Here is a 24113-nt window from a genome sequence, read left to right as displayed (position 1 = left end):
GCACACCCGGAGTTACGGAGACCCATGAATCTCGTCACGCCCCGCAGCAGCCTGCAGCCCGCCGCCGTCCACGGACTCCCTGCCGACTTCCGCTGGGGCGTGGCCACCTCCTCCTACCAGATCGAGGGCGCGGCCACGGAGGACGGCCGCACCCCCTCGATCTGGGACACGTTCTGCCGGGTCCCCGGTGCCGTGCACCATGCGGAGCACGGTGACGTGGCCTGCGACCACTACCACCGGATGCCCCAGGACGTGGAGCTGATCGCCGGCCTCGGCGTCGACACCTACCGCTTCTCGCTGGCCTGGCCCCGCATCCAGCCGGGCGGCCGGGGCCCCGCCAACGCCAAGGGCCTCGACTTCTACAAGCGGCTCGTCGACGAGCTCCAGGGCCGGGGCGTCACCCCCTGGATCACCCTCTACCACTGGGACCTGCCGCAGGAACTGGAGGACGCGGGCGGCTGGCCGTCCCGGGACACCGCCCGGCGGTTCGCCGAGTACGCGATGCTGGCGTACGAGGCGCTCGGCGACCGGGTCGAGCACTGGACGACCCTGAACGAGCCGTGGTGCTCGGCGATGCTCGGCTACGCCTACGGGGCGCACGCCCCCGGCCGCAGCGACATGGGCGACGCCATGGGCGCCGTCCATCACCTCCTGCTGGGGCACGGCCTCGCCGCCCGGCAGATGCGCGAGGCGGCCGGGACCAGCCCCCTGGAACTCGGCATCACCCTCAACCTGGGCACCGCCACTCCGGAGACCGACAGCGAGGCAGACCGGGAGGCGTGCCGCCGCGCCGACGGCATGGGGACCCGCCTCTACCTCGACCCGATCGTCCACGGCCGCTACCCGGGCGACGTCGTCGAGGACCTCGCCGCACAGGGCATCGAACTGCCCGTCCAGGAGGGTGACCTGGAGGTCATCGCCACCCCCCTCGACGTCCTCGGCGTCAACTTCTACCGGGGCGCCCTGTTCTCGGGGGTCACCGAGGAGGGATCGCCGACCGACACCGACGGTCTCCCCGTCGTCCGCGGGGTGGAGCGCGACCTGCCCCGCACGGCCATGGACTGGGAGATCACCCCGGCCGAGCTCACCCACCTGCTGACCCGGCTCCAGCGCGACTACGCGCTGCCGACCGTCATCACCGAGAACGGCGCAGCCTTCGACGACACCGTCGCCGCGGACGGCTCCGTGCCCGACACCGACCGCACCGCCTATCTCGCCGACCACATCGAGGCCGTGGCCGAGGCACGTCGGCAGGGCGCCGACGTCCGGGGCTACTTCGCCTGGTCGCTCATGGACAACTTCGAGTGGGCCTACGGCTACGACAAGCGGTTCGGCATCGTCCGCGTCGACTACGACACGCAGGTGCGGACCCTCAAGGACAGCGCCAAGTGGTACCGCGACACGATCCACCTCACCCGTGAGTCCCGCACCGACTGACCCGTAGAAGGAGCACCCCCGCATGCCTTCTCGTACGACGATATTCGCCACCACCGCCGCCCTGGTCGCCCTCGCCACTCCCACGGCCCTCGCGGCCCCCGCCCCGACCCCGCGGTGAGAGCCGCCGCGGCTGCCGGGGACACCCCTCCGCCGACGCCGACATCGGCAAGCAGCAGACCTACCCGGGCGGCGGCCGCGCCGACCGGTGGCACCCCCATGCCCTCGAGTGGACACCCGAGGGCATGACCTCCACCGTCGACGACCGCACCGTCCAGCAGACCTCCCGCCAGAAGCCGGAGTCGACCCGCGGCAAGCGGGTCCTCGACCACGACCAGTACGTGATCCTCGACCTTGCCCTCGGCGGCGCCTACCCCGCCGGCTGGAACAAGGTCACCCAGCCCTGCCGGGGTCTCCCGCAGTCCAGCGTCGACCGCGTCGCACAGGGAGGCGTCAAGGCGCAGACCGACTGGGTGCGCTTCGAGCAGAAGTAGCCCCGACCCCACCGACGACCGACCACCGGCCACCGGCCACCGGAGCAGAGAAGAGCCGCACATGCCCCGTACACCGCACACCCGCGCACGTCACCGGGCGAGACCGGCCACGGCCGCACTCGCCGCCGCCACGGTCCTCGCCTCACTCCTCGCCGGGGCCGTCCCCAGCGCCGCGGCAGGCGCGGAGGACCTCGCACCCGTCCTCGTCGACCGCTTCGAGGGCGAGGTCCCCTTCGGTAACCCGCCCGCCGACTCCCTGTTCACCTGGGGCGGCGACGCGGACGACCACCCCGCGCTGGAGTTCAAGGAGCGCGCCGACGCCCCCGAGGGCGCCAAGGTCCTCCAGGGCACCTACGACATCAGCGCCTACGGCGGACTCAGCCACGAGTTCGCCGTCGACCAGCCCCCGGAGGACTGGACCGCCCACAAGGGCATCCGCTTCTGGTGGTACGGCCAGAACACCGCCCCGCTGCCGCCCGGTTCGGGCAAGCGGATCAACTTCGAGATCAAGGACGGCGGAGCGGGCGGTGGCGCCTCCGAGCTCTGGACCACCTCCTTCACCGACGACTGGGAAGGCTGGCACCAGGTCGAGATGCCCTTCGCGGACTTCGTCTACCGAGCCGACTACCAGCCCGTCGGCGGCATCGACCAGGTCCTCGGCCTCAACGAGATGTGGGGCTACGCCCTCACCCTCCCGACCGGCGCCCCCGGCTCCTTCGCCATGGACGCCGTCGAGCTGTACGGCAAGGCCGACCCGGCCCTGAAGTCGAGCGTCGTCGTCGACTCCGCCGTGCACACGGTCAAGGAGGGAGGCACGGCGGACATCAGGATCTCCGTCGCCACCACCGGCTCAGCGCCCATCGAGGAGCCCGTCACCGTCGCCTGGGCGACCAAGGGCGGCAGCGCCGAGTCCGGCAAGGACTACACCCCGGTCACCGGCGTCCACACCTTCCCCGCGGGCACCGCCTCCGGCACCACGCAGACCGTCACCGTGAGGACCACCAAGGACAAGGGCGCCGAGCCGGCGGAGACGATCCCGCTGGAGCTCACCGTCACCGGGGCCAAGGCGCCCAAGGAGAACCCGCAGGTCGTCATCGACGCCCACGGGCTGGCCTACCAGAACGCCAAGCTCCCGGTGAAGCAGCGCGTCGCCGACCTGCTGGCGCGGATGTCGCCGGCCGAGAAGACCGGCCAGATGACCCAGGCCGAGCGCAACGCGCTGCGGTCCCAGGGCGACATCGCCACGTACGACCTCGGCTCGCTGCTCTCCGGCGGCGGTTCCGTACCCGCCCCGAACACGCCCGAGGCCTGGGCGAAGATGGTCGACGCCTACCAACTGCGCGCACAGGCCACCCGCTTCCAGATCCCGCTGATCTACGGCGTGGACGCGGTGCACGGCCACAACAACGTGATCGGCTCGACGATCATGCCGCACAACATCGGCATCGGTGCGGGCCGCGACCCGAGGCTCGCCGAGAGGACGGGCGCCGTCACCGCGAGCGAGGTCCGCGCCACCGGCATCCCCTGGGACTTCGCCCCCTGCGTCTGCGTCACCCGGGACGAGCGCTGGGGCCGTTCCTACGAGGCGTACGGCGAGGACCCGGCACTGGTCGAGTCCATGGAGAGCGTCATCACCGGCATGCAGGGCAGCCCGTCCGGCCGCGACCTGGACCGCAACGACAAGGTGCTGGCCAGCGCCAAGCACTTCGTCGGCGACGGCGGCACGGAGTTCGGCTCCTCCACCACCGGTTCGTACACCATCGACCAGGGCGTCACCAAGGTCACGCGGCAGGAGCTCGAAGCCGTGCACCTCGCGCCCTTCGCCGAGTCCGTGAAGCGGGGCGTCGGCACGGTCATGCCGTCCTACTCCTCGCTGGACATCCTCGGCGACGGCGTCGGCCCGGTGAAGATGCACGCCAACGCCGAGATGATCAACGGCGTGCTCAAGGACCGGATGGGCTTCGAGGGCTTCGTCATCAGCGACTGGCAGGCCATCGACCAGATCCCCGGTGACTACGCGAGCGACGTCCGGACCTCCGTCAACGCGGGCCTGGACATGATCATGGTCCCGACCGCGTACCAGGACTTCACGAAGACCCTCCAGGACGAGATCACCGCCGGCCGGATCGGCCAGGCCAGGATCGACGACGCGGTGTCCCGGATCCTCACCCAGAAGTTCCGCCTCGGCCTCTTCGAGAAGCCGTACGCGGACACCTCGAACCTGGACGAGGTCGGCTCGGCGCAGCACCGCGCGGTCGCCCGCGAGGCAGCCGCCAAGTCCCAGGTGCTGCTGAAGAACGACGGCGCGGTGCTCCCGCTCAAGGCCTCCCAAAGGGTCTACGTCGCCGGCTCCAACGCCGACGACCTCGGCAACCAGGCCGGCGGCTGGACCGTCAGCTGGCAGGGCGCCTCCGGTACCACGACCACGGGCACGACGATCCTGAAGGGCATCGAGAAGAACGCTCCCTCGGCCACCTTCTCCAAGGACGCCTCCGCCCCGACCGACGGCTACGACGTCGGTGTCGTCATCGTCGGTGAGACGCCCTACGCCGAGGGCATCGGAGATGTCGGCAACGGCCACGACCTGGAGCTGACCGACACCGACAAGAAGGCCGTCGACACGGTCTGCGCCGCCATGAAGTGCGCGGTCCTCATCGTCTCGGGCCGCCCCCAGCTCATCGGGGACCGGCTCGGCGACATCGACGCCCTCGTCGCCTCCTGGCTGCCGGGCACCGAGGGCGACGGCGTCGCCGACGTCCTCTACGGAAAGCGGGCCTTCACCGGCCAGCTTCCGGTGACCTGGCCGAAGTCCGAGTCGCAGCTGCCGATCAACGTCGGCGACGCGGCGTACGACCCGCAGTTCCCCTTCGGCTGGGGACTGACCACCCTGAAGAGGGTGCCGACGGGCGGTGAAGCCACCCTCACCGGTCTCGCCGTCGCCGCCCGGCTCGCCGAGCGGGCGGGCCTCGGGAAGACCGCGGTGGGCAAGGAGATCGTGGACCGGGCCAGGCTGCTGGTCCAGCAGAAGGCCGGAGGGGAGCCGACCGCGGCGGTGTCCAAGCCGTTCGCCGAGGCCGACCACCTGCTGCTCACCGGTGACCTGGACGGAGCGGTCGCGAAGCTCCGCACGGCGTACCGCGCCGGGTAACCGCGCAACGGCATGAATCCAGACCCGGGCGGGTGACGCATTCATCACCCGTCCGGGTTACTTTCGGAGTATGCGGAAGAGGCTGTTCGTCCCCCTGTGGGCCTGCCTGCTGCTGATGCTCTCGGCGGCACTGCTGGCCATGTCCTCCACTGCCCACGCCGCCCCCGCCACGATCGACGACGCGGCCCGCGCCCTGCGCCAGGGCCCGGTGTACGTCGACCCGGCCGCGTCCGGGCAGCTCTCGGCGTCCCAGGAGGCCGCCCTGGAGAAGAAGATCACGGACGCCGACAAGCCGGTCTTCGTGGCCGTCCTGCCGGCGACCTCGCAGTACCCGCCTGAGGACCTCCTCCAGAACCTGCGCACCGACACCGGGATCACCGGCGTCTACGCGGTCCGCCTCGGCGACGGGTTCGACGCGGGCGCCGACCCGCAGGTGATGCCGACGCGCGCCGTCGAGAACCTCACGACGCTCGTGAAGGCGCCCGGTACCGACACCGGCACGGCCGCCCAGCTGAACGCCTTCGTCGACCGGGCCGTCGACGAGGCCAGGGGAAGCGCCCCGGCCTCCTGGTCCGGCGACGGCGCGGACGACGGGGCGGTGAACGGCACGCCGGTGACCGGTCTGCTCGTCCTGGGCGGCGTGGCACTCGTCGGCGGCGGCACCGCGCTCGCGGTCGTCCGCCGCAACAGGAGGCGCAAGGAGGAAGAGGAGCGGGCCGCCCTGGAGAAGCTCCGCGTCGTCGTGGACGAGGACATCACCGCGTACGGCGAGACGCTGGACCGGCTGGACTTCCACCCCGCCGAGAAGGGCGCCGACGACGCGATGCGCATCGACTACGAGCGCGCACTCGACTCCTACGAGGACGCCAAGTCCCGCATGGGCGACGCCCAGCACCCCTCCGACGTACGCGGGGTCACCCAGGCCCTGGAGGACGGCCGCTTCTCGCTCGCCGTCCTGGAGGCCCGCCGCACGGGCCGGACACTCCCGGCGCGGCGCCCGCCCTGCTTCTTCGACCCGCGCCACGGCCCCGCCGTCGCGGACGTCCTGTGGACACCGTCCGGCGGATCCGCCCGTGAGGTCCCGGTCTGCGGCGCGGACGAGGTGCGCCTGCGCGAGGGCGAGGATCCACTGAGCCGCACGGTCGACGTCGGCGACGGCCGGCGCCGCCCCTACTGGGAGGCGGGCCCGGCGTACGGCCCCTGGGCCGGCGGCTACTTCGGCGGCGGCCTGCTCCCGGGCCTGCTCGTCGGCACCATGCTCGGCTCGATGCTCTCCACCCCGGCCTACGCGGCGGAGTACGGCGGCGGCGACTTCGGCGGTGGTGGCGGCGGGGACTGGAGCGGCGGCGACGTCTCCGGCTCCGACTTCGACTCCTCCGGCTTCGGCGGCGGAGGCTTCGGGGACGGCGGCGGCTTCGGCGGCGGCGGGTTCGACGGTGGCGGCGGCTTCTGAGCGTCTCCGCCGCGGCACCGCTCGCCGGGCACTGCCCCAGCCGTGTCCACCGGACGGCCACCCCGCCGGTGGCCACGGTGGGACCGGGCGGGGGCCGCGGAGATCCGGCGTGTCCTTCGGGGACCGTGAGCCGTTGACCCGGCATGAAGAAGCGAAGCGCACTCGCCGTCCTCACGTTCGCCACCGGAGCGGTCATCGCCGCGATCAGCCCGCACCCGGGAGACGGGGACGCGGCCCACGCGGCCGCACAGCCCGTCTCGCTCGGAGCGCTCGACGACGCCGGGGGACTCGGCAAACTGGTCGACGGCGCCGCCGGAGCCACGGCCTCGACCGCCTCCACGGTCATCAGCACGGTGGGGGAAGCGAGCAACAGCTGACGGCGGGCGACGAGGGCGGCGTCCTCCGCGCCGGATCCCGCCCCATGGGTCCCCGTCACACCGTGTGCCGGGGACCGGAGCGGCGCACCGTCGGCCTCAGGAGGCCTTCGCGCCCTCCCACGTCTCGGGTGCCCACACACCCGAACGCTTGAGGGATGCCGGGCAGTGCAGGTAGATCTCGTCTAGGTCCACGACCAGCGCCAGGTCGGGACGCCTGCCCCTGACCGCCATGTCGTCGAAGAAGGGGGCGTCCGTCAGGATGCGCGCCCGCCCGTTGATCCGCAGGACGGTCATGGCGCCGGGTATCAGGTAGAGCAGGCCCACATGCGGGTTGGACAGGATGTTGTGGAAGCTGTCCCCGCGCCGGTTGCCCGGCAGGTCGGGCAACACGAGGGTGCGCGCGTCCAGGACCCGGGTGAAGCCCGGTTCGCCGCCGCGCGGGGAGGTGTCGCAGTTGCCGGCCGCGTCCGACGTGGACACGGCGCAGAACGGCGCACGGGCCAGCAGGTCCAGATCGGCCTCGGTGAGTTCGTCGTGCACCTTGTCGATGACGATCGGCCAGGGCTCGCCCAGGATCTCCCGCAGTTGCTCCGCCGACTCCAGGGGCACCGCCCCGGCGAGGGGGTCCGCCGGGAGCAGGGGGGCGACCGTGAGGGTTTCGGGCGCGGCGTTCGGCAAGGGGTTCTCCGTACCTCGAGAGGGTGGCCGACCTGTATGTATTAGGGTCACCTTACTTCTGCCCGCGGCGGCTCGTTCCGTCACCCTGGTGGCGTAGCGCCCGGAGGGGTGCCACGCTTGGCCGGGTGGACCGCGATCAGATGGAGAAGCAGCTGCTGGACGGCCTGACCGTCGACACCAGCAGGCCGGAGCAGCCGATCCTGCTGGACGAGGCGGGCAGGCCGCTCAAGACCTGGCGGGAGAACTACCCGTACGACCGCAAGCTCCGCCGCAAGGAGTACGAGCGCACCAAGCGCATCCTCCAGATCGAGCTCCTCAAGCTCCAGCGGTGGACCAAGGACACCGGCGCCCGGGTCGTCGTGGTCTGCGAGGGCCGCGACGCGGCGGGCAAGGGCGGCACCATCCAGCGCTTCACCGAGCGCCTCAACCCCCGTGGCGCGCGGATCGTCGCCCTGGACAAGCCCACCGACCGCGAACGCGGCCAGTGGTACTTCCAGCGTTACGTCGCGCACCTGCCCGCCCCCGGCGAACTCGTCTTCTTCGACCGGTCCTGGTACAACCGGGCCGGCGTCGAACGCGTCATGGGCTTCTGCACCCCGCCGGAGTACGCGCTCTTCCTCAAGCAGTGCCCCGCGTTCGAGGAGATGCTCGTCGACGACGGCGTCATCGTGGTGAAGTTCTGGTTCTCCGTCTCCCGCGCCGAACAGCGGACCCGTTTCGCGATCCGCCAGGTCGACCCCGTACGCCAGTGGAAGCTCTCGCCCACCGACATCGACTCCCTCGACCTCTGGGACGACTACACCACCGCGAAGATCGACATGTTCCGCGCCACCGACACCGAGCACGCGCCGTGGACGGTCGTGAAGAGCAACGACAAGCGCCGTGCGCGCATCGAGGCCATGCGCAGCCTCCTCGCCCGCGTCGACTACACGGCGAAGGACACCGACGTCGTCGGCCGGCCCGACCCCCTCGTCGTGGGCGCCGCGGCCACCCTCCTGGAGCCGGGCGAGGAGGACATCGCCCTCTCGCCGACCCGCCTCGCCCCGCACGCCGAGGGGCGCGGCGCACACCCGTGACCCCGAGGGGGCGGTTCCGGCAGTCCGGGACCGCTCACGCCGACTGCCCGGCAGGGCGACGGGGCAGGGTGGGGGAGTGATGACGGGGAGCAGGTCCGTACTGGTCGACATCCGGAAGTACGACGGCAGCGTGAGCGGGCGGTGGACGGCCAACCGCCTGGGCGAGGACGAGCACGGTGCCTGGCTCGGCACGCCCCGGGGCACGCCCGTGACCGCGTCGAAGGGCGGCTGGGCGAACCGGTTCGACCACGTGCTGCTGGTGCCGCGCGGTGAGTGGTGGATCGCCACGTTCTGCGCGGCTCCGGGGCCCGAGATGTACTGCGACGTGTGCACGGTGCCCGAGTGGGACGCGGGCGGCTCGGTCCTGAGCGCGATCGACCTGGACCTCGACGTCGTACGGTCGCACGGCGGCGAGGCCTACGCCAAGGACGAGGAGGAGTTCGCCGAGCACCGGGTGAGCTACGGCTACGCCGGGAGCGTGGTCGAAGGGGCACAGCGGGCCTGTGCCTGGCTGATGGAGGCTGGCCACCGTGACGGCGCGGGTACGGAGCCCTTCACCTCGGTCTACCGCCACTGGCTCGGCCTCATGACCGGGGACGCCGGTCACCGGTGAACCCGCGGTCCTCGGACAACACGTCCCCGGCGCGACATGACGGCAGCGGTCATGCGGCGGGTCGGTGCGGACGAACGCGTCGGTGCCGGGCGACGGGGCGCCGGCGCCTGAGCGCCGTTCAGCCGCGCGACGCCGTGACGTCGCCGTTGACGGTCGAGAGCGCCATCGCGTGCCCGGCCTTGTCCGTGGTGCCCGGCACGGTGACCGACGTCCGGCCGTTCCGGGCGGTCGCGGTGGTGCGGTAGGCGGGGGCGTCATGGGGGAGCGCCACCCGTACGGAACCGTTGGTGGTGGCGGCCGTGAGCGAGCCGGGCGCGGTCGAACTGCTCATCGTCACGTCCCCGTTGACCGTCACGGCGTGCAGAGTCCCGGAGCGCAGCGCCTCGGCGCGGACCGAGCCGTTGCGGGTGGCGAGCCGCACCGGGGCGTCGTCACGGCCCGAACGGGTCACCGTCACATCGCCGTTGACCGTGGTCAGGTCCAGCTCCGCCTCGATCCCCGCCGCGTCGACACCCGCGTTCCTCGCCGTGACGGTGACGGAGATGCCGGGAGGGACCGTGACCACGGGCATGCGGGGACACTCCGGGTCCTCGTGACCCTCGCGGTCCGTGCAGGACAGGTCGAGGGTCCAGGTGCCCTCGCCCCGGGACCAGTCGCTCGTGACGTGCGGCGCGACCGCCGCCCGGTCCCCGTCCGCGGGCCGCAGCCGTACGCCGTTGTCGGTGGCGATCACCACGTGCGAGCCTCGGGACAGCGCGGGCGGGGCGAGGCCGAGCCGCCCGTCCGGGGCATGGTCCTGTCCTCCGCAGGACACGGCGAGGGGGACGAGGGCCAACAGGAGCGCCGCCAGGCGCCGTCCGGGCGCGAAGGTTCTGATGCTCATGCCCGTTCGTCTTCCCGGAGCCGGGCCGTCCATGGCCCCGGCCACCCGGGAGGAGAGCCCCTTTGGCCGGTCCGGGGCCGGGCACCCTCACCCGCGCGCCCGCCGGCGCTGCCTTCACCGGCGTCCGCGCCCCCGCGACGAAGGTGCGAACGGCTCTTCCTCGTAGGCGAATGCGTCGTCCCACTCCGGTTCGGCGTAGCTGGCGGGGGCGAAGGTGCTCCGGCCGCTGTCCGTGATGAAGGGCGCCCGGGAGGACGACGGCCTGCGGCTGCGTCCCCGCTCCCGCCGGGGTTCGAGGTCGACCGGGCCGGTTCCGTAGGTGACGTCGTTGTCGACGATGACGGGACGGCTGCCGGTGTGCCTCCGCACCGGCGCCGGACGTCGCTCCGGTCCTCCCCGGCATGCCCGCCGCGGCCCGTCCACGGGTCCAGGCCCCCGGCGGTGAACCGGCCGACGGGACAGGCCCCCCGTGTCCCTGGTGCGAGGTCGGCAACCGCCCCGACCGGCACTTCTGCCGGCGCTGCGGCATGTCCCTCGCCGAGCGCCCCGGCATCCCGGAGGCAAGGCGCCCCTGGTGGCACCGGATACGGGACTTCGGCAACGGCCCTGCGCCCTGGGCGGGCGACCGCCCCAGACTGCGCAGGGGCATCGGCCGCATCGTCACCTGGATCGGGTACGGCCTCGCGCTGGGGCTGGTGATCTACGCGGCGTTCCACGTGAGCACGGCCTGGAACGCGGCACGCGACCACTTCGCCAAGCGGGCCCAGGTCAGCCCGGATTCCGCCGTGGCCTCCCGGTCCTTCGGCGGCCACCCGCCGAAGGACCTCTTCGACAAGGTCAACAACAGTTGGTGGGGCCCCGGGGTCTCGCAGGGCGCCGAGGGGGAGTGGGTGGAGGCGCGCTTCCAGGAACCCACCCGGCTGCTGGACATCCTCATCACGTCCGGCATCTCCACCAAGCCCGCCGACCTCTCCGAGGCCGCGCTGCCGCACCGCATGGACGCGGTCATCACCACGGCCGACGGGAGGAAGACCACGCGCCACATCACGCTCGACCAGATGAGCGGGCCCCAGCAGCGGAAGTTGCGGGCGCAGGACGTCGTCAGCGTACGGTTCGTCATCCGCTCGGCGTTCAACGCGCCGTCGATCCCGTCGGCCGCCCAGTCGGCGTCGGAGAACTGCGCGATACCCCTGGTGACGGGCCGTTCGGCCTGCGCCACACCGGGCGGATCCGTCCCAGGAGAGGCCCCGTCGGCGCCCGTTCCGGTGGCGCGGTCCCCGCCGGAGAGGTCCTCTTCGGCCGGCGTCCCGCCCGCCTTCTCGTCCTGAGCCCGCTGTTCCTCGCTCCGCGGGTCCGTCAGAGAGCCCTCGTCCTCCGCCGGCCCCTCGGACGCGAGCGATCGGGCCCTCGGGTCGAAGTCGCTCTCCCGCTTCAACTGCGCCGCCAGCACCGGTGCGGTGAGCTCCTTCTCGTCGCAGTCGGCCGCGACGTCACGTAGGAGCTTCGCGTACACGACGGGAACACCCACGTCGCCCGGCTTCAATTCGGTCTCCGCCGACGAGGGGACGTCGGTGCCGGCCGCCTCGCTGCCGTCGAACGTGCCGAGCAGCACGGCACCGAGTCCGATCGACAACGGAGTCACCACGGCCCCGACGATGACGGGCACCATCCAGCGAGCGATCCTCACAGGTGTGGCTCTCCCCTACTCGACCGTCGCGGTGAGGCTCACTATGCCATCCGCCGCGGCTCGGGCCGATGGAACCCCGCGAAGTCCGGCGCGAGGGAACTGGCCGACCCTCTCAGGTAGTTCGTTCCTGGCGTCGGCCCACCCCCGGGGCGCTCGGGCGCAGCGGCCGGTGCTCTTGTCAGCAGGCGGCGGAGGCTCCGGGCCGGCCGGAGCCCCCGCCGTAGGTCAGCCGGTGGGGAAGTTGTCGGGAGTGCTGATCCGGTTCTTGAGCAGTGCTCCGGACTCGGTCAGCACGCCGCTGCTGCTGTAGTCGCCGCCCTCACACGTACCGGACTTGAACGCCGCGCTGCTCTCGGGTGCGTCGGAGTAGGTCCAGTTCGCGTAGCTGATCTTCAGCTGGTCGAGCAGGTCCAGCCAGGCCGTGGTGCTCGCCCGGTCCATCGCTCCGCCGCCGGTGGCGCTCACCGTGCCGAACTCGGTCACGAACAGGGGCAGTCGTGAAGCCGCCCGGCTCAGTGTGGCGCGGTAGTTGTCCTTGTGGCTCGCCGCGTAGAAGTGGAACGCGTACATGATGTTGGTGGCGTTGACGGGGTTGTTGACGACCTCGCTCTCGTTCGAGCCGTCGGAGACTCCCAGCGAGGACCAGCCGCGGGTGCCGACGATGACGACGGCGTCCGGGTCGGCGGCCCGGATCACCGGGATGACCTGCTCGGCGTAGCTCTTGATGCCCGTCCAGCTCACGCCGTTGGGCTCGTTGGCGATCTCGTAGATCACGTTCGTCTTGCCGGCGTTGCGGGCGGCTACGGACGCGAAGAACGTCTTCGCTCGGTCGAGGTTGTAGTTCGGGTCGCCCGGCGTGAGGGTGTGGAAGTCGATGAGTGCGTACATACCGCGGGACTCGGCCATGTCGACGAGGCCGTTCACCTTGCTGGTGAAGCCGGCGGGGTCGGTCTCGTAACCGTCCTCCTGCACGTACATGGCGGTGCGCAGCAGGTCGGCCTTCCAGTCGTGCGCCAGTGCGTCCAGGGACGCGTTGTTGTAGCACTGGCTGAACCACTGGATGCCGTGCGTGCTCATGCCCCGCAGTTGGACGGGGCGGTCGTACCGGTTGCACAGATTCACGCCGCAGACGTGCAGCCGGCCGTTGATGTCCACGGGGGTGCCGTCGGCCGGGACGGGCGGCGGCTCCTCGATGGAGCCGGTACAGGCGACGCCGTTGAGCGTGAACGCCGTGGGCTTCGGGTTGGCTCCCGTGAAGGATCCCGTGAATCCCACGTCGGCCGAAGCGCCGGTGGCCAGGGTGCGGTTCCAGTCGACACCGACGGCGGTCACCGCGGAGCCGGACTGCGACCAGGTGGCGTTCCACCCCTGGGCGATCCTCTGTCCCGTGTCCGGCAGGGTGAATCCGAGTGTCCAGCCGGTGACCGGGGCGCCCAGGTTGGTGATCTTCACTCCGGCCTGGAAGCCGCCCGACCACTGGCTGGTGACCGTGTACTCGGCCGTGCAGCCGGTGGCGGCCACCGCCTGGGGAGCCACTGCGGCGGTCAGGCCCAGGACTGTCGCACAGGTCGCCAGTAAGGCGAGTAGGCGTTTCATGGCGTTCCTCCTCGTGGGGGTGGAGCGGAAGCACCGCTATGGGAGCGCTCCCAAAGCCCGTCGGCCCGAGACCGTACACCGGTGTGCGGGTGTGCGTACAGGGATTCGACAGGCATGCGACGAAGAGCGGTCCGGGAGGGAGCGGCGCTGCGGAACCGGGCCGTCGAAGGTCGGACGGTGATGAACTCCTTCGTGCACGGGCCGACTCGGTGTCCACCGCACCGCGATCTGCTGCAGGATGAGGCCCACGGCATCACGCTTCGGGGGCGCCGACAGGGAGGCGGGCGCGATGGGAATAGTCGAACGGCTACGGGCGGCAGGCGAGTTCCCGATCCGGGACGGGCTGTACCGACCGGACGACACCGGCCTGAAGGTGTACGTGGAGGGCCCCGGCGCCTACCACCCGCAAGCCGGACAGACCATTCCCTTCCACCTCGGGGGGCCGCTCGGCGTGGCCGAGGCCGTCGAGGAGGAAGGCTCCACGGAGGCGGATCTCCATTTCGAGAGTGCCCTGCCGGACGGATCCGGCTGGATGTCGGGCGGTGGCGGCGGGATGGGCAACATCGGCTACCTCGCCCGCCTCGACTCGGGCCGTTCCCCGCTGTGGGTCCTGGCCCTGTGGTCCTCGAATCCGTTCGTCGGCGTACGCCATGAGGGGACTTGGGCGGTCTTCGCCAACGACTGGGGGAACCTGCTCCACCTGGATCTGGCCGATCCGGCGCTCGCCCGGCCGGCCCGGTGACACCGGCCGAGGTCCGGCCTTCGGTCACCGCGACCGCAGGCGCTCGGAGTGCGGGCGTGTTCCGTCGCCCAGCCGGACGTACACGGTCATCCTCGATCGCGGGGTCGGACCAGGGGGTGAACTCCGGAGTGTGGTTGCAGGAGCCGAGAGTTGATGCGGCGGCTCGTCGGGCCGTCGAGGAACGCGCCGGCGCCCCGGCGGCGCCTCGTCGAGGGCCGGGGCGACGGTGACGCCCGCGAGCCCGGCCCCGCGAGCCCGGGATGATCCAGACGAGAGGCCCTCGGTCTCGGTCCCACGCGCGCGCAGGCCTGGCCGGCCCGTTCGTCCGCCCCGCAGCGACCGAGTCCTCGGCGGAGCGCCCCGGCCTCCTGCGGCAGATCTGCACACCGTGTGCGCAGGTGGGCGGCGGTTGACGACCGCCGTCCGGACCCGGAAGCCGCCTCTCCCGTCCGCAGTCGAGAATGTCCCTTTCGCGGCGGCTCGACATTCTGGCCGCCGGGCGGTCCGTCGGTCGTCCCGGTGAAGAAGCTGTATCGGTCCGGAGGGGAATGTGACCGCACCGGCTTTTCGGCGCGGAAAAGCCTTGCGGGGTGCTACCGGACGGGTGGCCTCCTCATGCGCTCACGTGCTTACATCCTTCACATCGCGGAAGCCGCACCAGGAATGAGCCGAAGTATTCGGGCTCATGAGAAAGGTGCCGGTGACCGTGAAAGCGGCAAGGGCCTTCTTTCCTGACGGTGCGGGCCCGGGCCATTTCGGAATTAATGCGAAGGGAATTTACCTCATGAGCTCCGCCCCTCAGATGCAGACCCAGGAAATCTCCGATGCAGACCTGGACAACGTGTCCGGCGGCCTCGCCGGTGCGGCCTCCCTCGAGGCGCCGCTCGTCGGTGGCATCGCGGGCGGCGTCAACGCCGACCTGACGGGTCTCCCGTCGCTGTCGGGCGCCGTCGGCGCCGACGTGCTGGGCGTCGCCGGCCTCGGCTCCGCGGCCACGCTCTCGGCCTGAGCCGACGCTCAGCCCCGTATGCCCCGATGCCGTCCAGGCCGCGGGGCATAGGGGTCGTGGGGCACATGACCAGGCGCACGGCGAACCCTGAAACCGCGGACCAGAGGGCAGGGCTGTGAACGTGAGGGACCCGCATGCCGCCCGTCGACCGCGCGGTCCGGGCAACCGGTGGGAGCTCGTCTGGAGCCACCGGGACGAACTGCTGGAGATGGCGCGCAGCCGCTCGGCGAGTGCCGAAGAGGCCGAGGACGCCGTCCAGGAGGCGATGATCCGTGCGGTGGAGGACCCGGGTGTCCCGTACGGCAGGGTCCGCCCGTGGCTCAGGCGCGCGACCCTCCGTGCCTGCGCGGACCGGCGCCGCGAGATCGCACGGGACGCGGAGGTCAGGGACAGCCTCTCCGCCGCTCCCGCCGACCCCTTCCTGGTGGAGGAGATGGCCTGCGACCGGGCTGAGGCCCGGTGGCTGGCCGCCCGCAGCGCGGAGCTGCTGCCCGCGCGTCAGGCCGAGGCGCTCCGGCTGCACTCCCAGGATCTGGACGTCGGACAGGTGGCCGGGGTCATGGGGCTGAGCTACCGGGCCACCGAGTCGCTGCTCGCCAGAGCCAGACGCTCACTGCGCACCGCCCTGGCCGGGGCCCTCACCCTCACCATGACCCTGTGGCTGTCCGCGCGGAGATTTCCGCGTACGGGCGTCGGCCAGCAGGCGGTGGCGACATCGGCGGCGGTGACGGTCGCCGTGGTGGGACTGGCCCTGCCCGCCGACTCCGTCCGGCCCGGGGAGCGGACCGTGCCGGACGGTCCCGGGTGCGCCGCCCCGCGCGCCGTCGGGTCTCCCGTTCCCCGTGTGGCTCGCGGACGTTCCGCGGCGCCCGGCGCCTCCCCGGACACCATCGGCCCGACGGTCCGGGAGACTTCGCTGCCCATGGCGAGGAATGCACGGGGCGCGGACGCACCGGCGAATTCCACGGTCGTGGAAGTGGGTATCGCATTCGGTACGGGCGGGTCGGTGCGGCGTCCGGTCGCCCTGTCGGCGTCCATTCCGGCACGACCTGTGGACCCGCCTGCCGTCGATTCCCCGAAAGCGCTCCTGGTGCCGGTCGATATCTCTGCCGAGGCCGCCGGAGGTGCCGGTTCCGAAGACGTAGCCGCGTCCGCAGGGTCCAACGGGGGCGCCGTGTCCGCCGGTTCCAGCGGGGGCGCCGGTTCCGCGGAGGCGGCCCTCACGCTGCCGGCTCCGTCCGGAGCGAATCGCCGGTAGGCCGTGGTCGCGGCGCGGCGCGGAACCGTGTTCTCCCCGACCGCCTTCCGTTACGTGGACACCGTGATCGGCGCGATCGTGGCGGCGTCCCTCGTGTGGTTCGCGGTCACGGCCCTCAGCGCGCCGGGCCGGCGGGAGGACCCGGGGAGTAACCGCCAGCATGGCCGGGGTCGCAGTGGCCATCTCCCGGCGTGCGGGGGAGGCCGCCCCGGCACGAGTTTGCCACTTCGGCAATCAGGTTTGTCGAATCGACTCCGCGCGCGCACCATCTCCACCAACAGGAGGTGTTCCGCATGAGCGAGACGAACCAGAGGTACGACGTCGTGGTGATCGGCGGTGGCGCCGCCGGGCTGAGCGGGGCGCTCGCCCTGGCCCGGGCGCGGCGATCCGTGCTCGTGATCGATTCGGGCAGCCCGCGCAACGCCCCAGCGTCCCACGTGCACAACTACCTGGGCCGCGAGGGGACCCCGCCCTCGGAGCTGCTGGCCATCGGCCGGGCCGAGGCGGCGGACTACGGTGCCGAGATCGTCCGGGGCGACGCCGTCTCGGCCGAGAGGCTGCCCGACGGCTTCCGCGTCGTGCGGGGGGACGGCGGGGTGGTGCGGGCCCGCCACCTCCTCGTGACCACCGGACTCGTCGACGAACTGCCGCCCGTGGAGGGCCTCGCCGAACGGTGGGGCCGTGAGGTGCTGCACTGCCCGTACTGCCACGGCTGGGAGGTGCGGGACACGGCGGTGGGCGTTTTGGCGCTCAGCCCGATGGCCGTGCACCAGGCGCTGCTCTGGCGGCAGTGGACCGACGACGTGGTGCTGTTCCGGCACGAGCAGGCGGACTTCGGCGACGAGGAGTACGAGCAGCTCGCGGCCCGGGGCATCTCGGTGCTGGACGGAGCCGTGGCCTCGCTGGAGGTGGCCGACGACCGCCTCACCGGGGTGCGGCTCGCCGGCGGCACGGTGATCCCGCTCGCCGCGCTCGTGGTCCAGCCGCGCTTCACCGCGCGGTCGGCGGTCCTGGAGAGCCTCGGTCTGGTGCCCACCGAGATGGTGGTGGGTGACCACGTCGTCGGCACGTACATCGCGGCCGACCCCGCCGGAGCCACCGACGTGCCCGGCGTCCGGGTGGCCGGCAACGTCGCCAACCTCATGGAGCAGGTCGTCGGGTCGGCCGCCGCCGGCCTGAAGGCGGCCTCGATGATCAACATGGACCTCGTCACCGAGGACACCGGCCGCGCGGTGGACGCCCGCCGCGCGCCCTTCTCGGCCGAGGCCGAGCGCCAGGTCACCGAGCGCGTGCTCGGCGACCGCCGTCACGGACTTACGGAGGCACGATGACAACCGACAGCACCCGCACCGACGCCGAGATGTGGGACGACCGGTACCGCGAGAGCGACCGGATCTGGAGCGGCAACCCCAATGTCGCCCTCGTCCGCGAGGTGGAGGACCTGAAGCCGGGCCGCGCCCTCGACCTGGGGTGCGGAGAGGGCGCCGACGCCGTCTGGCTCGCCCGGCAGGGCTGGAGGGTCACCGCCACCGACATCTCACGGGTCGCGCTGGAGCGTGCGGCCGGTCACGCGGCCGATGCCGATGTGGCGGACCGGGTCGACTGGCAGTGGCACGACCTCGGGGCGTCGTTCCCCGAAGGCGAGTACGACCTGGTCTCGGCCCAGTTCCTGCACTCGATGGGCGACCTGCCCCGCGAGGAGATCCTCCGGCGCGCGGCGTCGGCGGTCGCGCCGGGCGGGGTGCTGCTGATCGTCGGCCACGCCGGCTTCCCCTCCTGGGAGCACGAGCACCCGGACGTCGAACTGCCGACGACGGACGAGGTCCTGGCCTCCCTGGAACTTCCGGAGGGGGAGTGGGAGGTACTGGTCAGCGCCGAGCACGAGCGCATCCAGAACGACCCCGACGGCAATCCCACCACCCGCACGGACAACGCGCTGAAGGTCCGCCGCGCGGACTGATCCGGCTCTCGCACGACCTCGCGAACGTCCCCGGAACGCCGAGCGCCCGCCGCCCTCCCCCGAAGGGGAGAGCCGGCGGGCGCGCTCGGTGCGGGAGCGTCAGGCCTGCGGGGCGGCCTTGATGGCGGAGATGTCGAAGTTCAGCTTGACCTTGTCGCCGACCAGCACACCACCGGTCTCCAGCGCGGCGTTGTAGGTCAGGCCCCAGTCGGAGCGCAGGATCTCGGCGCTGCCCTCGAAGCCCACGCGCTGGTTGCCGTAGGGGTCGGTGGCGGAGCCGTTGAACTCCAGGTCGATGGAGAGCGGGCGGGTGACGTCCTTGATGGTGAGGTCACCGGTGACGCGGTAGGTGTCGCCGCCGAGCTGCTCCGCCCGCGTGGAGCGGAACGTCATGAGCGGGAACGTCTCGGCGTCGAAGAAGTCGCCGCTGACCAGGTGACCGTCACGGTCGGCGATGCCGGTGTCGACGCTGGCGATCCTGACGTCGATGGACGCGGTGGAGACGGCGGGGTCCGTGCCGTCCAGCACCAGGATGCCCTCGTGGTCGCCGAACGAGCCCCGCACGTTGGTGACCATGGCGTGACGCACGGTGAAGCCGATGCTGCTGTGTGCCGGGTCGATCGTGTAGGTGCCGGTCAGCGCCGCCGGCGCCGGGTCCACGGCGAGGGTGGCGGTGGTGGACGGGGCGGTGTTCTTGCGGTTGAACAGAGCCATGGCTCCTCCTCGGGACGTGGTCCGGCGCGTTCTGCATGGCAGCCCGCCGAACGTTTGGTTTAACCTTCAACGAGTTCGACTGTAGACCCATTTTGTTCAAAGTTCAACATCAAGGGTCCAGGCCGGTCCGGAAGTCACGGGAAGCCTGGCATCCGCCGGGGCCGCCCCCTGGCGGACGCGCGTAGAGCTGGGGCACTATCTCCCTGCCCCTAATTGTCATGAGCAGGAGGACTCCCCCCATGCTGACCCGCCCCAGACTCCGCTCGGCCCTCACCGCCCTGGCCCTCGTCCTCGGCGTGCTCTTCGCACCCGGCGTCGGTGTGCTCGGCGGCGGCGCGACCGAGGCGCACGCTGTCACGAAGCTGACCCACTCGCAGGCGACCTCCCGCTTCTCCTCGTCCGGGATCACGTGGTCCTCCTCGGGCGGTTGCTCCAACCGGAACGTCTCCACCTGTACGTCCTTCGACCAGCTGAACCTGACCAGCGCGCAGGGTGCCCAGACGCTGAAGAGCGCGACGGGCTGCGCGCTCAACATCACCGGGGGCACCGAGACAGGGCACGCCAGTGGCACGTACTCGCACTGGAACGGCTACAAGCTCGACTTCGGCAAGACCACCTGCCTCACGAACTACGTGAAGGGCGTGTTCAGCTACATCGGTCTGCGGGGCGACGGCGCCCCCCAGTACAAGTCCGGCTCGGGCAACGTCTACGCCGACGAGGGCAACCACTGGGACGTGACGTACTACAACTGCGGCGGCTGCTGACCGCACGCACGCACGAAGGCCCTCGTCCCGTTCCCACGGGACGAGGGCCGTCTCACTCGAACCGGACGACCGGAGCGCGCCGCGTGTAGCGGTTGAGGTACGGGTCCGGCTCGGCCGTCTCCTTGTCCCGGTCGGCCGCGGCCAGTTCCGCCCAGCTGATCCGCCGGCGTCGCGTCGGGGATGTCGCCCCCGTTGAGTCCGCATGTCCGCGGAGTCACACCCTCCGCCTCCTGCGGGACGGGGCGGCGTACGCCTCAGGGGCAGAGCGGGGGCAGGACGCCTCCGCCGAGCACACCGGCCCGGTCGACCGCGATCCGCCCCTCCTTCACCACCGCCAGGATGTGGGAGGGGTCGCCGAGCGCGGCGATGTCGGTCAGGGGATCGACGTCAGTGACCACCAGGTCGGCGGCCTTGCCCGCCTCGAGGGTGCCGGTCCTCCCGTGGACGCCGCACAGCCGGGCGGCGTCGCCCGTCGCGGCCACGATGGCCGCCATCGGGGTCAGCCCGGCGATGTCCACCAGCAGCCCCAGTTCCTGGAGGTTGTTGCCGTGGCCGACGGAGAGGCCGCTGTCGGTCCCCATGGCGATCCTGACCCCCGCGGCCACCGAGCGGACCACCGACTCCTGTGCGACCCGGTGCCAGCGGACCCCCTTCTCGTACGCCGCCGGGGAGGTGCGCGCGGGATCCAGGTCCTGGGTCGTCTCCAGCAGCGTCGGCACCAGGTACTGCCCCCGTTCCACCATCTCCGCCCGCAGCCCGTCGTCCAGGGCGTAACCGTGCTCGATGCTGCTGACACCCGCCCGGACGGCGGCCTCGATCCCCGGCCGGCCGATGGCATGGGCGGCGACCGGCAGACCGCCGTACGCCCGGGCCTCCTCGACGGCGGCCCGGATCATCTCGGGCCGCAGCCCCAGCCACTCCGGCCGGTCGTGAGGGGAGGTGACACCGCCGCTCGTCGCGAGCTTGACGCAGTCGGCGCCCGCCGCGACCAGCTCGCGCACCCGCCGGCGCATCTCGTCCACGGAGTCCACCAGGCTGCGCGGGCTCCCGGGAAAGGTGACGGCCAGGGCGAGCCCGTCGATGCCCCCGGCGAGGGTGAAGTCGGCATGACCGGCGCGCTGGCTGAGCATGGTGACCGAGACCAGCAGGCGAGGGCCGGGGATCCTCCGCTCCGCCACGGACTGCCGGAACCCCGCGTCCAGGCCCATCAGGTCACGGGCGGTGGTGACCCCGTTCTCCAGGGTGGTGCGGAGGCGCTCCAGCACCTTCAGGGTCCGGTAGCTGGGCAGCTCGTAGAGGCCCTGCAGGGGGTTTCCGGCCGGTCCGGGCAGGGCGAAGTGCACATGGGTGTCGATGAAGCCCGGGCAGACGGTCCGGCCGCCGAGACCGAGCCTCCGCACGGAACCGAGGTCCGGGGGGAGACGGGCCGAGGGGCCGGCCCACCGGATCACCTCGCCCTCGATCAGCAGGGCGGCGTCCGGCACGGGGGCGCTGCCGGTGCCGTCGATCAGGCGCAGGCCGTGGAGGAGGACCCGGGCACCGGCTTCGCCGGCGGGCGGTCCGTCGAGGGTGGACATCCGACCACGATCCGTCCCCCGACCCGGCGGCGCAGTCCGGCCTGGGCCTTACGGGTGCCGGACACGGCAGGGCCGCCCCCTCCCCGGGCGGTTTCCAGGGGGCGGCCCTGCCGTGCGGGAGCGTCAGGAACCCACGCTCACCGTGAAGCGTCGGGGGTTGCCGTCGTGCGCCGCCCCCGACACGTCCGGCTCGCCGTCCGGGCGTACGTCGTCGTACGGGAAGGCGTAGCCGATCGGGGAGTTCGCGTGGACGACGCGCGACCAGTGGTTCGTCACCCCGCCCTTGTAGTAGTCCCCGACCGTGGTGCCGTTGGGCTGCTGCGGGTGGCTGAGCATGATCGACCGGTTGAAGCCGGCGGCGATCCTGGCCAGCAGCGCCTTCTTGTCGTCGGAGTCACCGGGATTGTTCGTGAAGGGGCCGTGGTTGCAGGTGAAGATGTCCTTCGACGTGGGCTTCACGAAGGTGTGGCCGCCCTCGAAGGTGAGCGTGTCCCCGCTGACGCGACCCGCCAGGGTGCCCCGGCCGCCCTGCAGGTCGATCCGCAGGTCGGTGGAGCGGTACTTCTCCCAGACCTCGTCGATCTGTGCGGTGAACAGGTCCCGGAAGGGCATCTCGTCCGGCCGGTCGAAGAACGGCGCCATCAGGTTCTGCGGGGACACGACCCGCAGGACCTGTCCGTCCGGACCGCGGGTGACCAGCTTGTCCCAGGGCTGCCCGTCCGAGGCCGCCTGGGCCGTCAGGTCGTCGGCGATCCGCTGGACCGCGCCGTCCGGGAGCGGGGCCACCGTGTGCGTGGCGTCCCCCTCCAGGGTCAGCCCGATCGGCAGCGCCGTCACCAGGTCGACGTAGCTGATGTTGGCGTAGAGCTGCTGCGGGTTGAAGGTGAACTCGCAGAACGACCAGGTCCGGCCGTAGTTCGGGTCGGTGGGGGTCGCGAAGGCCGGCTCGACCAGGGAGGGCCCCGGGTTGAGGTAGAAGTCCAGCTTGTCGTCGCGGACGAAGTAGACGCGCGCGCCGTACATCTGGGGCAGGGTCAGGACGACAGGACCGGCGCCCGCGCCCTTGAGCGGGATGGCGCAGTCCACCGGCAGCGGGGTCTGCGGGGCGCCGGGGGAGCCGGGGCGGTAGACACTGCCGTCCGGGCGCAGCAGCACCCAGCGGTCCGTGCCCTGCTCGTGGCCGGTGACGTACGCGTGCACCGTGCCGGGGAGCGAGCGGTTCTCCAGGGCCAGCTCGCAGGTCGCGGCCGCTGCCGACGTGCGCGGGCTCAGGGCGCTGCCCCAGAGGGGGTAGGTGAGCGCGGTCGCGGAGGCGGCGGCGCCCGTCAGGAACATTCTGCGCGAAATCACGGAGGAACTCCCGAGGTGTGGGGGGCCGCAGACAGGGGTCAGGGTGTGGTGCGGGGAGGTGGAGCGGGGGGGTCCGTCTGCGGTGCGCACCACTCTTGCCACGCCTGTGGTGAGCGTCAAGACTTATGACTGAGAGCGCTCTCACGAAGTAGTCGTTCTTCACAACTCGACGCCTCCAGGCGGGTTTTGGCGACGCCTGGTCGACCGTCGCCTGCGCGGAGTGAACAGGAACTGAACGCGAGGACGGCCGGAGCCGGGGCGCCGGGAGGGCCCGCTCGCCCCCGGGGCGGCCGCGAGAGTACTGGCCACCTCGTTCCGCACCCGGTACGGTCCCGTGGCGGGTCCGGCCCGGCGCACACGGCCGCGGGCGGAGGGGCCGGCGCCACCCCGCCATTTGCGGTGCGTCCGGTCGCCCGCCCCGGTGTATCCGCGGCGTGGCGCGCGGGCCGCCGTGTGGTCGGGGCCACATCTCCCGCTTTGTCGGAGCCCCACAACGCTCACGCCCCATGAGCTGGCAGATGGGCTGCACCGCGCCCCGTTTCTGTCAGGTGCCACCAGGAAACCGGGCAGGAGACTGTCCGGAGTGAACGGCAGGGTTTCCGCGGTCGGGTTCGTAGGGTCGACGTATGACCGTTGTGGACGAAATCCCGGGCGAGCCCAGCGACACGCGTGGCCGGGTGGCCGAACTGCTGGCGCTGCGCGAGCAGGCCCGGCGTGGACCGAGCGACCGGGCGACCGAGGCGCAGCACGCCAAGGGCAAGCTGACGGCGCGCGAGCGCATCGCGCTGCTGCTGGACGAGGGATCGTTCAAGGAGGTCGAGCAGCTGCGCCGGCACCGGGCGACCGGCTTCGGCCTGGAGGCGAAGAAGCCGTACGGGGACGGTGTGGTCACCGGCTGGGGCACGGTCGAGGGCCGGACGGTCTTCGTCTACGCGCACGACTTCCGGATCTTCGGCGGGGCGCTGGGCGAGGCCCACGCCACGAAGATCCACAAGATCATGGACATGGCCATCTCGGCCGGTGCTCCGCTGGTCTCGCTGAACGACGGCGCCGGTGCCCGTATCCAGGAGGGTGTCTCCGCGCTCGCCGGGTACGGCGGGATCTTCCAGCGCAACACCCGCGCCTCCGGCGTCATCCCGCAGATCTCGGTGATGCTCGGCCCGTGCGCGGGCGGCGCTGCCTACAGCCCGGCCCTCACCGACTTCGTCTTCATGGTCCGTGAGACCTCGCAGATGTTCATCACCGGCCCCGACGTGGTCAAGGCGGTCACCGGTGAGGAGATCACCCAGAACGGCCTCGG

The 24113-nt window shown here is 71.9% G+C and carries 21 protein-coding genes and 2 pseudogenes; 16 read left to right on the top strand and 7 right to left on the bottom strand.

Annotated features, from left to right (window positions below):
- The first annotated feature begins 24 nt into the window (after window positions 1–24).
- The 5 genes and pseudogenes from B9S57_RS29480 to B9S57_RS29460 all read left to right on the top strand — a co-directional run bounded on the left by B9S57_RS29480 (window position 25) and on the right by B9S57_RS29460 (window position 6906).
- On the top strand, window positions 25–1437 hold the full coding sequence (locus tag B9S57_RS29480; RefSeq protein ID WP_103760223.1) for a GH1 family beta-glucosidase: 1413 nt from the start codon (window positions 25–27) through the stop codon (window positions 1435–1437).
- A gap of 146 nt (window positions 1438–1583) precedes the next feature.
- A pseudogene (locus B9S57_RS29475) lies at window positions 1584–1928 on the top strand (glycoside hydrolase family 16); the annotation flags it as partial.
- 61 nt (window positions 1929–1989) lie between these two features.
- The gene (locus tag B9S57_RS29470; protein ID WP_103760222.1) at window positions 1990–5076 is read left to right on the top strand and encodes a glycoside hydrolase family 3 N-terminal domain-containing protein; all 3087 of its coding nucleotides are present in this window, start codon (window positions 1990–1992) and stop codon (window positions 5074–5076) included.
- A gap of 70 nt (window positions 5077–5146) precedes the next feature.
- The gene (locus B9S57_RS29465; protein WP_103760221.1) at window positions 5147–6529 is read left to right on the top strand and encodes a hypothetical protein; all 1383 of its coding nucleotides are present in this window, start codon (window positions 5147–5149) and stop codon (window positions 6527–6529) included.
- Between the two features lie 143 nt (window positions 6530–6672).
- Window positions 6673–6906, top strand: coding sequence for a hypothetical protein (locus B9S57_RS29460; RefSeq protein WP_103760220.1), 234 nt, complete (start codon window positions 6673–6675; stop codon window positions 6904–6906).
- A 96-nt stretch (window positions 6907–7002) separates the two neighbouring features.
- Here the strand turns inward: B9S57_RS29460 and B9S57_RS29455 are convergent, their stop codons facing one another.
- On the bottom strand, window positions 7003–7584 hold the full coding sequence (locus B9S57_RS29455) for an MSMEG_1061 family FMN-dependent PPOX-type flavoprotein (protein ID WP_181011523.1): 582 nt from the start codon (window positions 7582–7584) through the stop codon (window positions 7003–7005).
- Between the two features lie 140 nt (window positions 7585–7724).
- On the opposite strand from B9S57_RS29455, the gene ppk2 reads away from it, so the two are divergent.
- Together ppk2 and B9S57_RS29445 are read left to right on the top strand one after the other, a co-directional pair.
- Entirely contained in the window at window positions 7725–8660 is a 936-nt protein-coding gene (gene ppk2, locus B9S57_RS29450) for a polyphosphate kinase 2 (protein ID WP_103760304.1), read from the top strand.
- Between the two features lie 79 nt (window positions 8661–8739).
- Window positions 8740–9273, top strand: a complete 534-nt coding sequence (locus B9S57_RS29445; protein ID WP_103760219.1) for a DUF402 domain-containing protein — start codon at window positions 8740–8742, stop codon at window positions 9271–9273.
- A gap of 118 nt (window positions 9274–9391) precedes the next feature.
- On the opposite strand, the gene B9S57_RS29440 is transcribed toward B9S57_RS29445, so the two are convergent.
- Both B9S57_RS29440 and B9S57_RS29435 read right to left on the bottom strand, forming a co-directional pair.
- Window positions 9392–10156, bottom strand: coding sequence for a DUF4097 family beta strand repeat-containing protein (locus B9S57_RS29440; RefSeq protein ID WP_103760218.1), 765 nt, complete (start codon window positions 10154–10156; stop codon window positions 9392–9394).
- Window positions 10157–10270: 114 nt separating this feature from the next.
- Entirely contained in the window at window positions 10271–10525 is a 255-nt protein-coding gene (locus tag B9S57_RS29435; RefSeq protein WP_103760217.1) for a hypothetical protein, read from the bottom strand.
- 158 nt (window positions 10526–10683) lie between these two features.
- Between B9S57_RS29435 and B9S57_RS29430 the strand changes: the two genes are divergently transcribed.
- Window positions 10684–11484 (top strand): carbohydrate-binding protein, encoded by an 801-nt coding sequence (locus B9S57_RS29430; RefSeq protein WP_258036694.1) that lies wholly within the window; start codon window positions 10684–10686, stop codon window positions 11482–11484.
- 584 nt (window positions 11485–12068) lie between these two features.
- Here the strand turns inward: B9S57_RS29430 and B9S57_RS29420 are convergent.
- A complete protein-coding gene (locus tag B9S57_RS29420; protein WP_103760216.1) occupies window positions 12069–13439 on the bottom strand; it encodes a cellulase family glycosylhydrolase in 1371 nt (456 codons plus the stop codon).
- Window positions 13440–13728: 289 nt separating this feature from the next.
- On the opposite strand from B9S57_RS29420, the gene B9S57_RS29415 reads away from it, so the two are divergent.
- From B9S57_RS29415 to B9S57_RS35995, 6 genes and pseudogenes are all read left to right on the top strand, one after another.
- Entirely contained in the window at window positions 13729–14181 is a 453-nt protein-coding gene (locus B9S57_RS29415; protein ID WP_103760215.1) for a hypothetical protein, read from the top strand.
- A 784-nt stretch (window positions 14182–14965) separates the two neighbouring features.
- Window positions 14966–15190, top strand: a complete 225-nt coding sequence (locus B9S57_RS29410) for a hypothetical protein (protein ID WP_103760214.1) — start codon at window positions 14966–14968, stop codon at window positions 15188–15190.
- Window positions 15191–15311: 121 nt separating this feature from the next.
- Entirely contained in the window at window positions 15312–16448 is a 1137-nt protein-coding gene (locus B9S57_RS35035; protein WP_258036693.1) for a sigma-70 family RNA polymerase sigma factor, read from the top strand.
- 3 nt (window positions 16449–16451) lie between these two features.
- Window positions 16452–16632, top strand: a pseudogene (locus B9S57_RS36005) (DUF2975 domain-containing protein); the annotation flags it as partial.
- A 109-nt stretch (window positions 16633–16741) separates the two neighbouring features.
- A complete protein-coding gene (locus B9S57_RS36000) occupies window positions 16742–17779 on the top strand; it encodes an NAD(P)/FAD-dependent oxidoreductase (protein ID WP_103760213.1) in 1038 nt (345 codons plus the stop codon).
- Window positions 17776–18408: a cyclopropane-fatty-acyl-phospholipid synthase family protein gene (locus B9S57_RS35995; RefSeq protein WP_103760212.1), complete on the top strand. Its 633-nt coding sequence runs from the start codon at window positions 17776–17778 to the stop codon at window positions 18406–18408. The genes B9S57_RS36000 and B9S57_RS35995 overlap by 4 nt, the downstream gene beginning before the upstream one ends.
- A 99-nt stretch (window positions 18409–18507) precedes the next feature.
- Here the strand turns inward: B9S57_RS35995 and B9S57_RS29385 are convergent, their stop codons facing one another.
- On the bottom strand, window positions 18508–19122 hold the full coding sequence (locus B9S57_RS29385) for a YceI family protein (protein WP_103760211.1): 615 nt from the start codon (window positions 19120–19122) through the stop codon (window positions 18508–18510).
- 239 nt (window positions 19123–19361) lie between these two features.
- Between B9S57_RS29385 and B9S57_RS29380 the strand changes: the two genes are divergently transcribed.
- On the top strand, window positions 19362–19886 hold the full coding sequence (locus tag B9S57_RS29380; RefSeq protein ID WP_103760210.1) for a hypothetical protein: 525 nt from the start codon (window positions 19362–19364) through the stop codon (window positions 19884–19886).
- Between the two features lie 254 nt (window positions 19887–20140).
- Here B9S57_RS29380 and B9S57_RS29375 read toward each other — a convergent pair whose 3' ends face one another.
- Window positions 20141–21463 carry an amidohydrolase family protein gene (locus B9S57_RS29375; protein WP_103760209.1) on the bottom strand — a complete coding sequence of 441 codons (1323 nt, stop codon included), beginning with the start codon at window positions 21461–21463 and terminating at the stop codon, window positions 20141–20143.
- Between the two features lie 123 nt (window positions 21464–21586).
- Window positions 21587–22798: a glycoside hydrolase family 64 protein gene (locus tag B9S57_RS29370; protein WP_181011532.1), complete on the bottom strand. Its 1212-nt coding sequence runs from the start codon at window positions 22796–22798 to the stop codon at window positions 21587–21589.
- A gap of 641 nt (window positions 22799–23439) precedes the next feature.
- Between B9S57_RS29370 and B9S57_RS29365 the strand changes: the two genes are divergently transcribed.
- Window positions 23440–24113, top strand: a 674-nt coding sequence (locus tag B9S57_RS29365; protein WP_308457425.1) for a carboxyl transferase domain-containing protein, incomplete at its 3' end; no start/stop codon positions are given.

The sequence above is a fragment of the Streptomyces sp. SM10 genome (genome assembly GCF_002910915.1).
Lineage (GTDB): Bacteria > Actinomycetota > Actinomycetes > Streptomycetales > Streptomycetaceae > Streptomyces.
The sequence above is the reverse complement of the archived record's forward strand: the minus strand, read 5'-3'. Positions and strand labels throughout refer to the sequence as shown.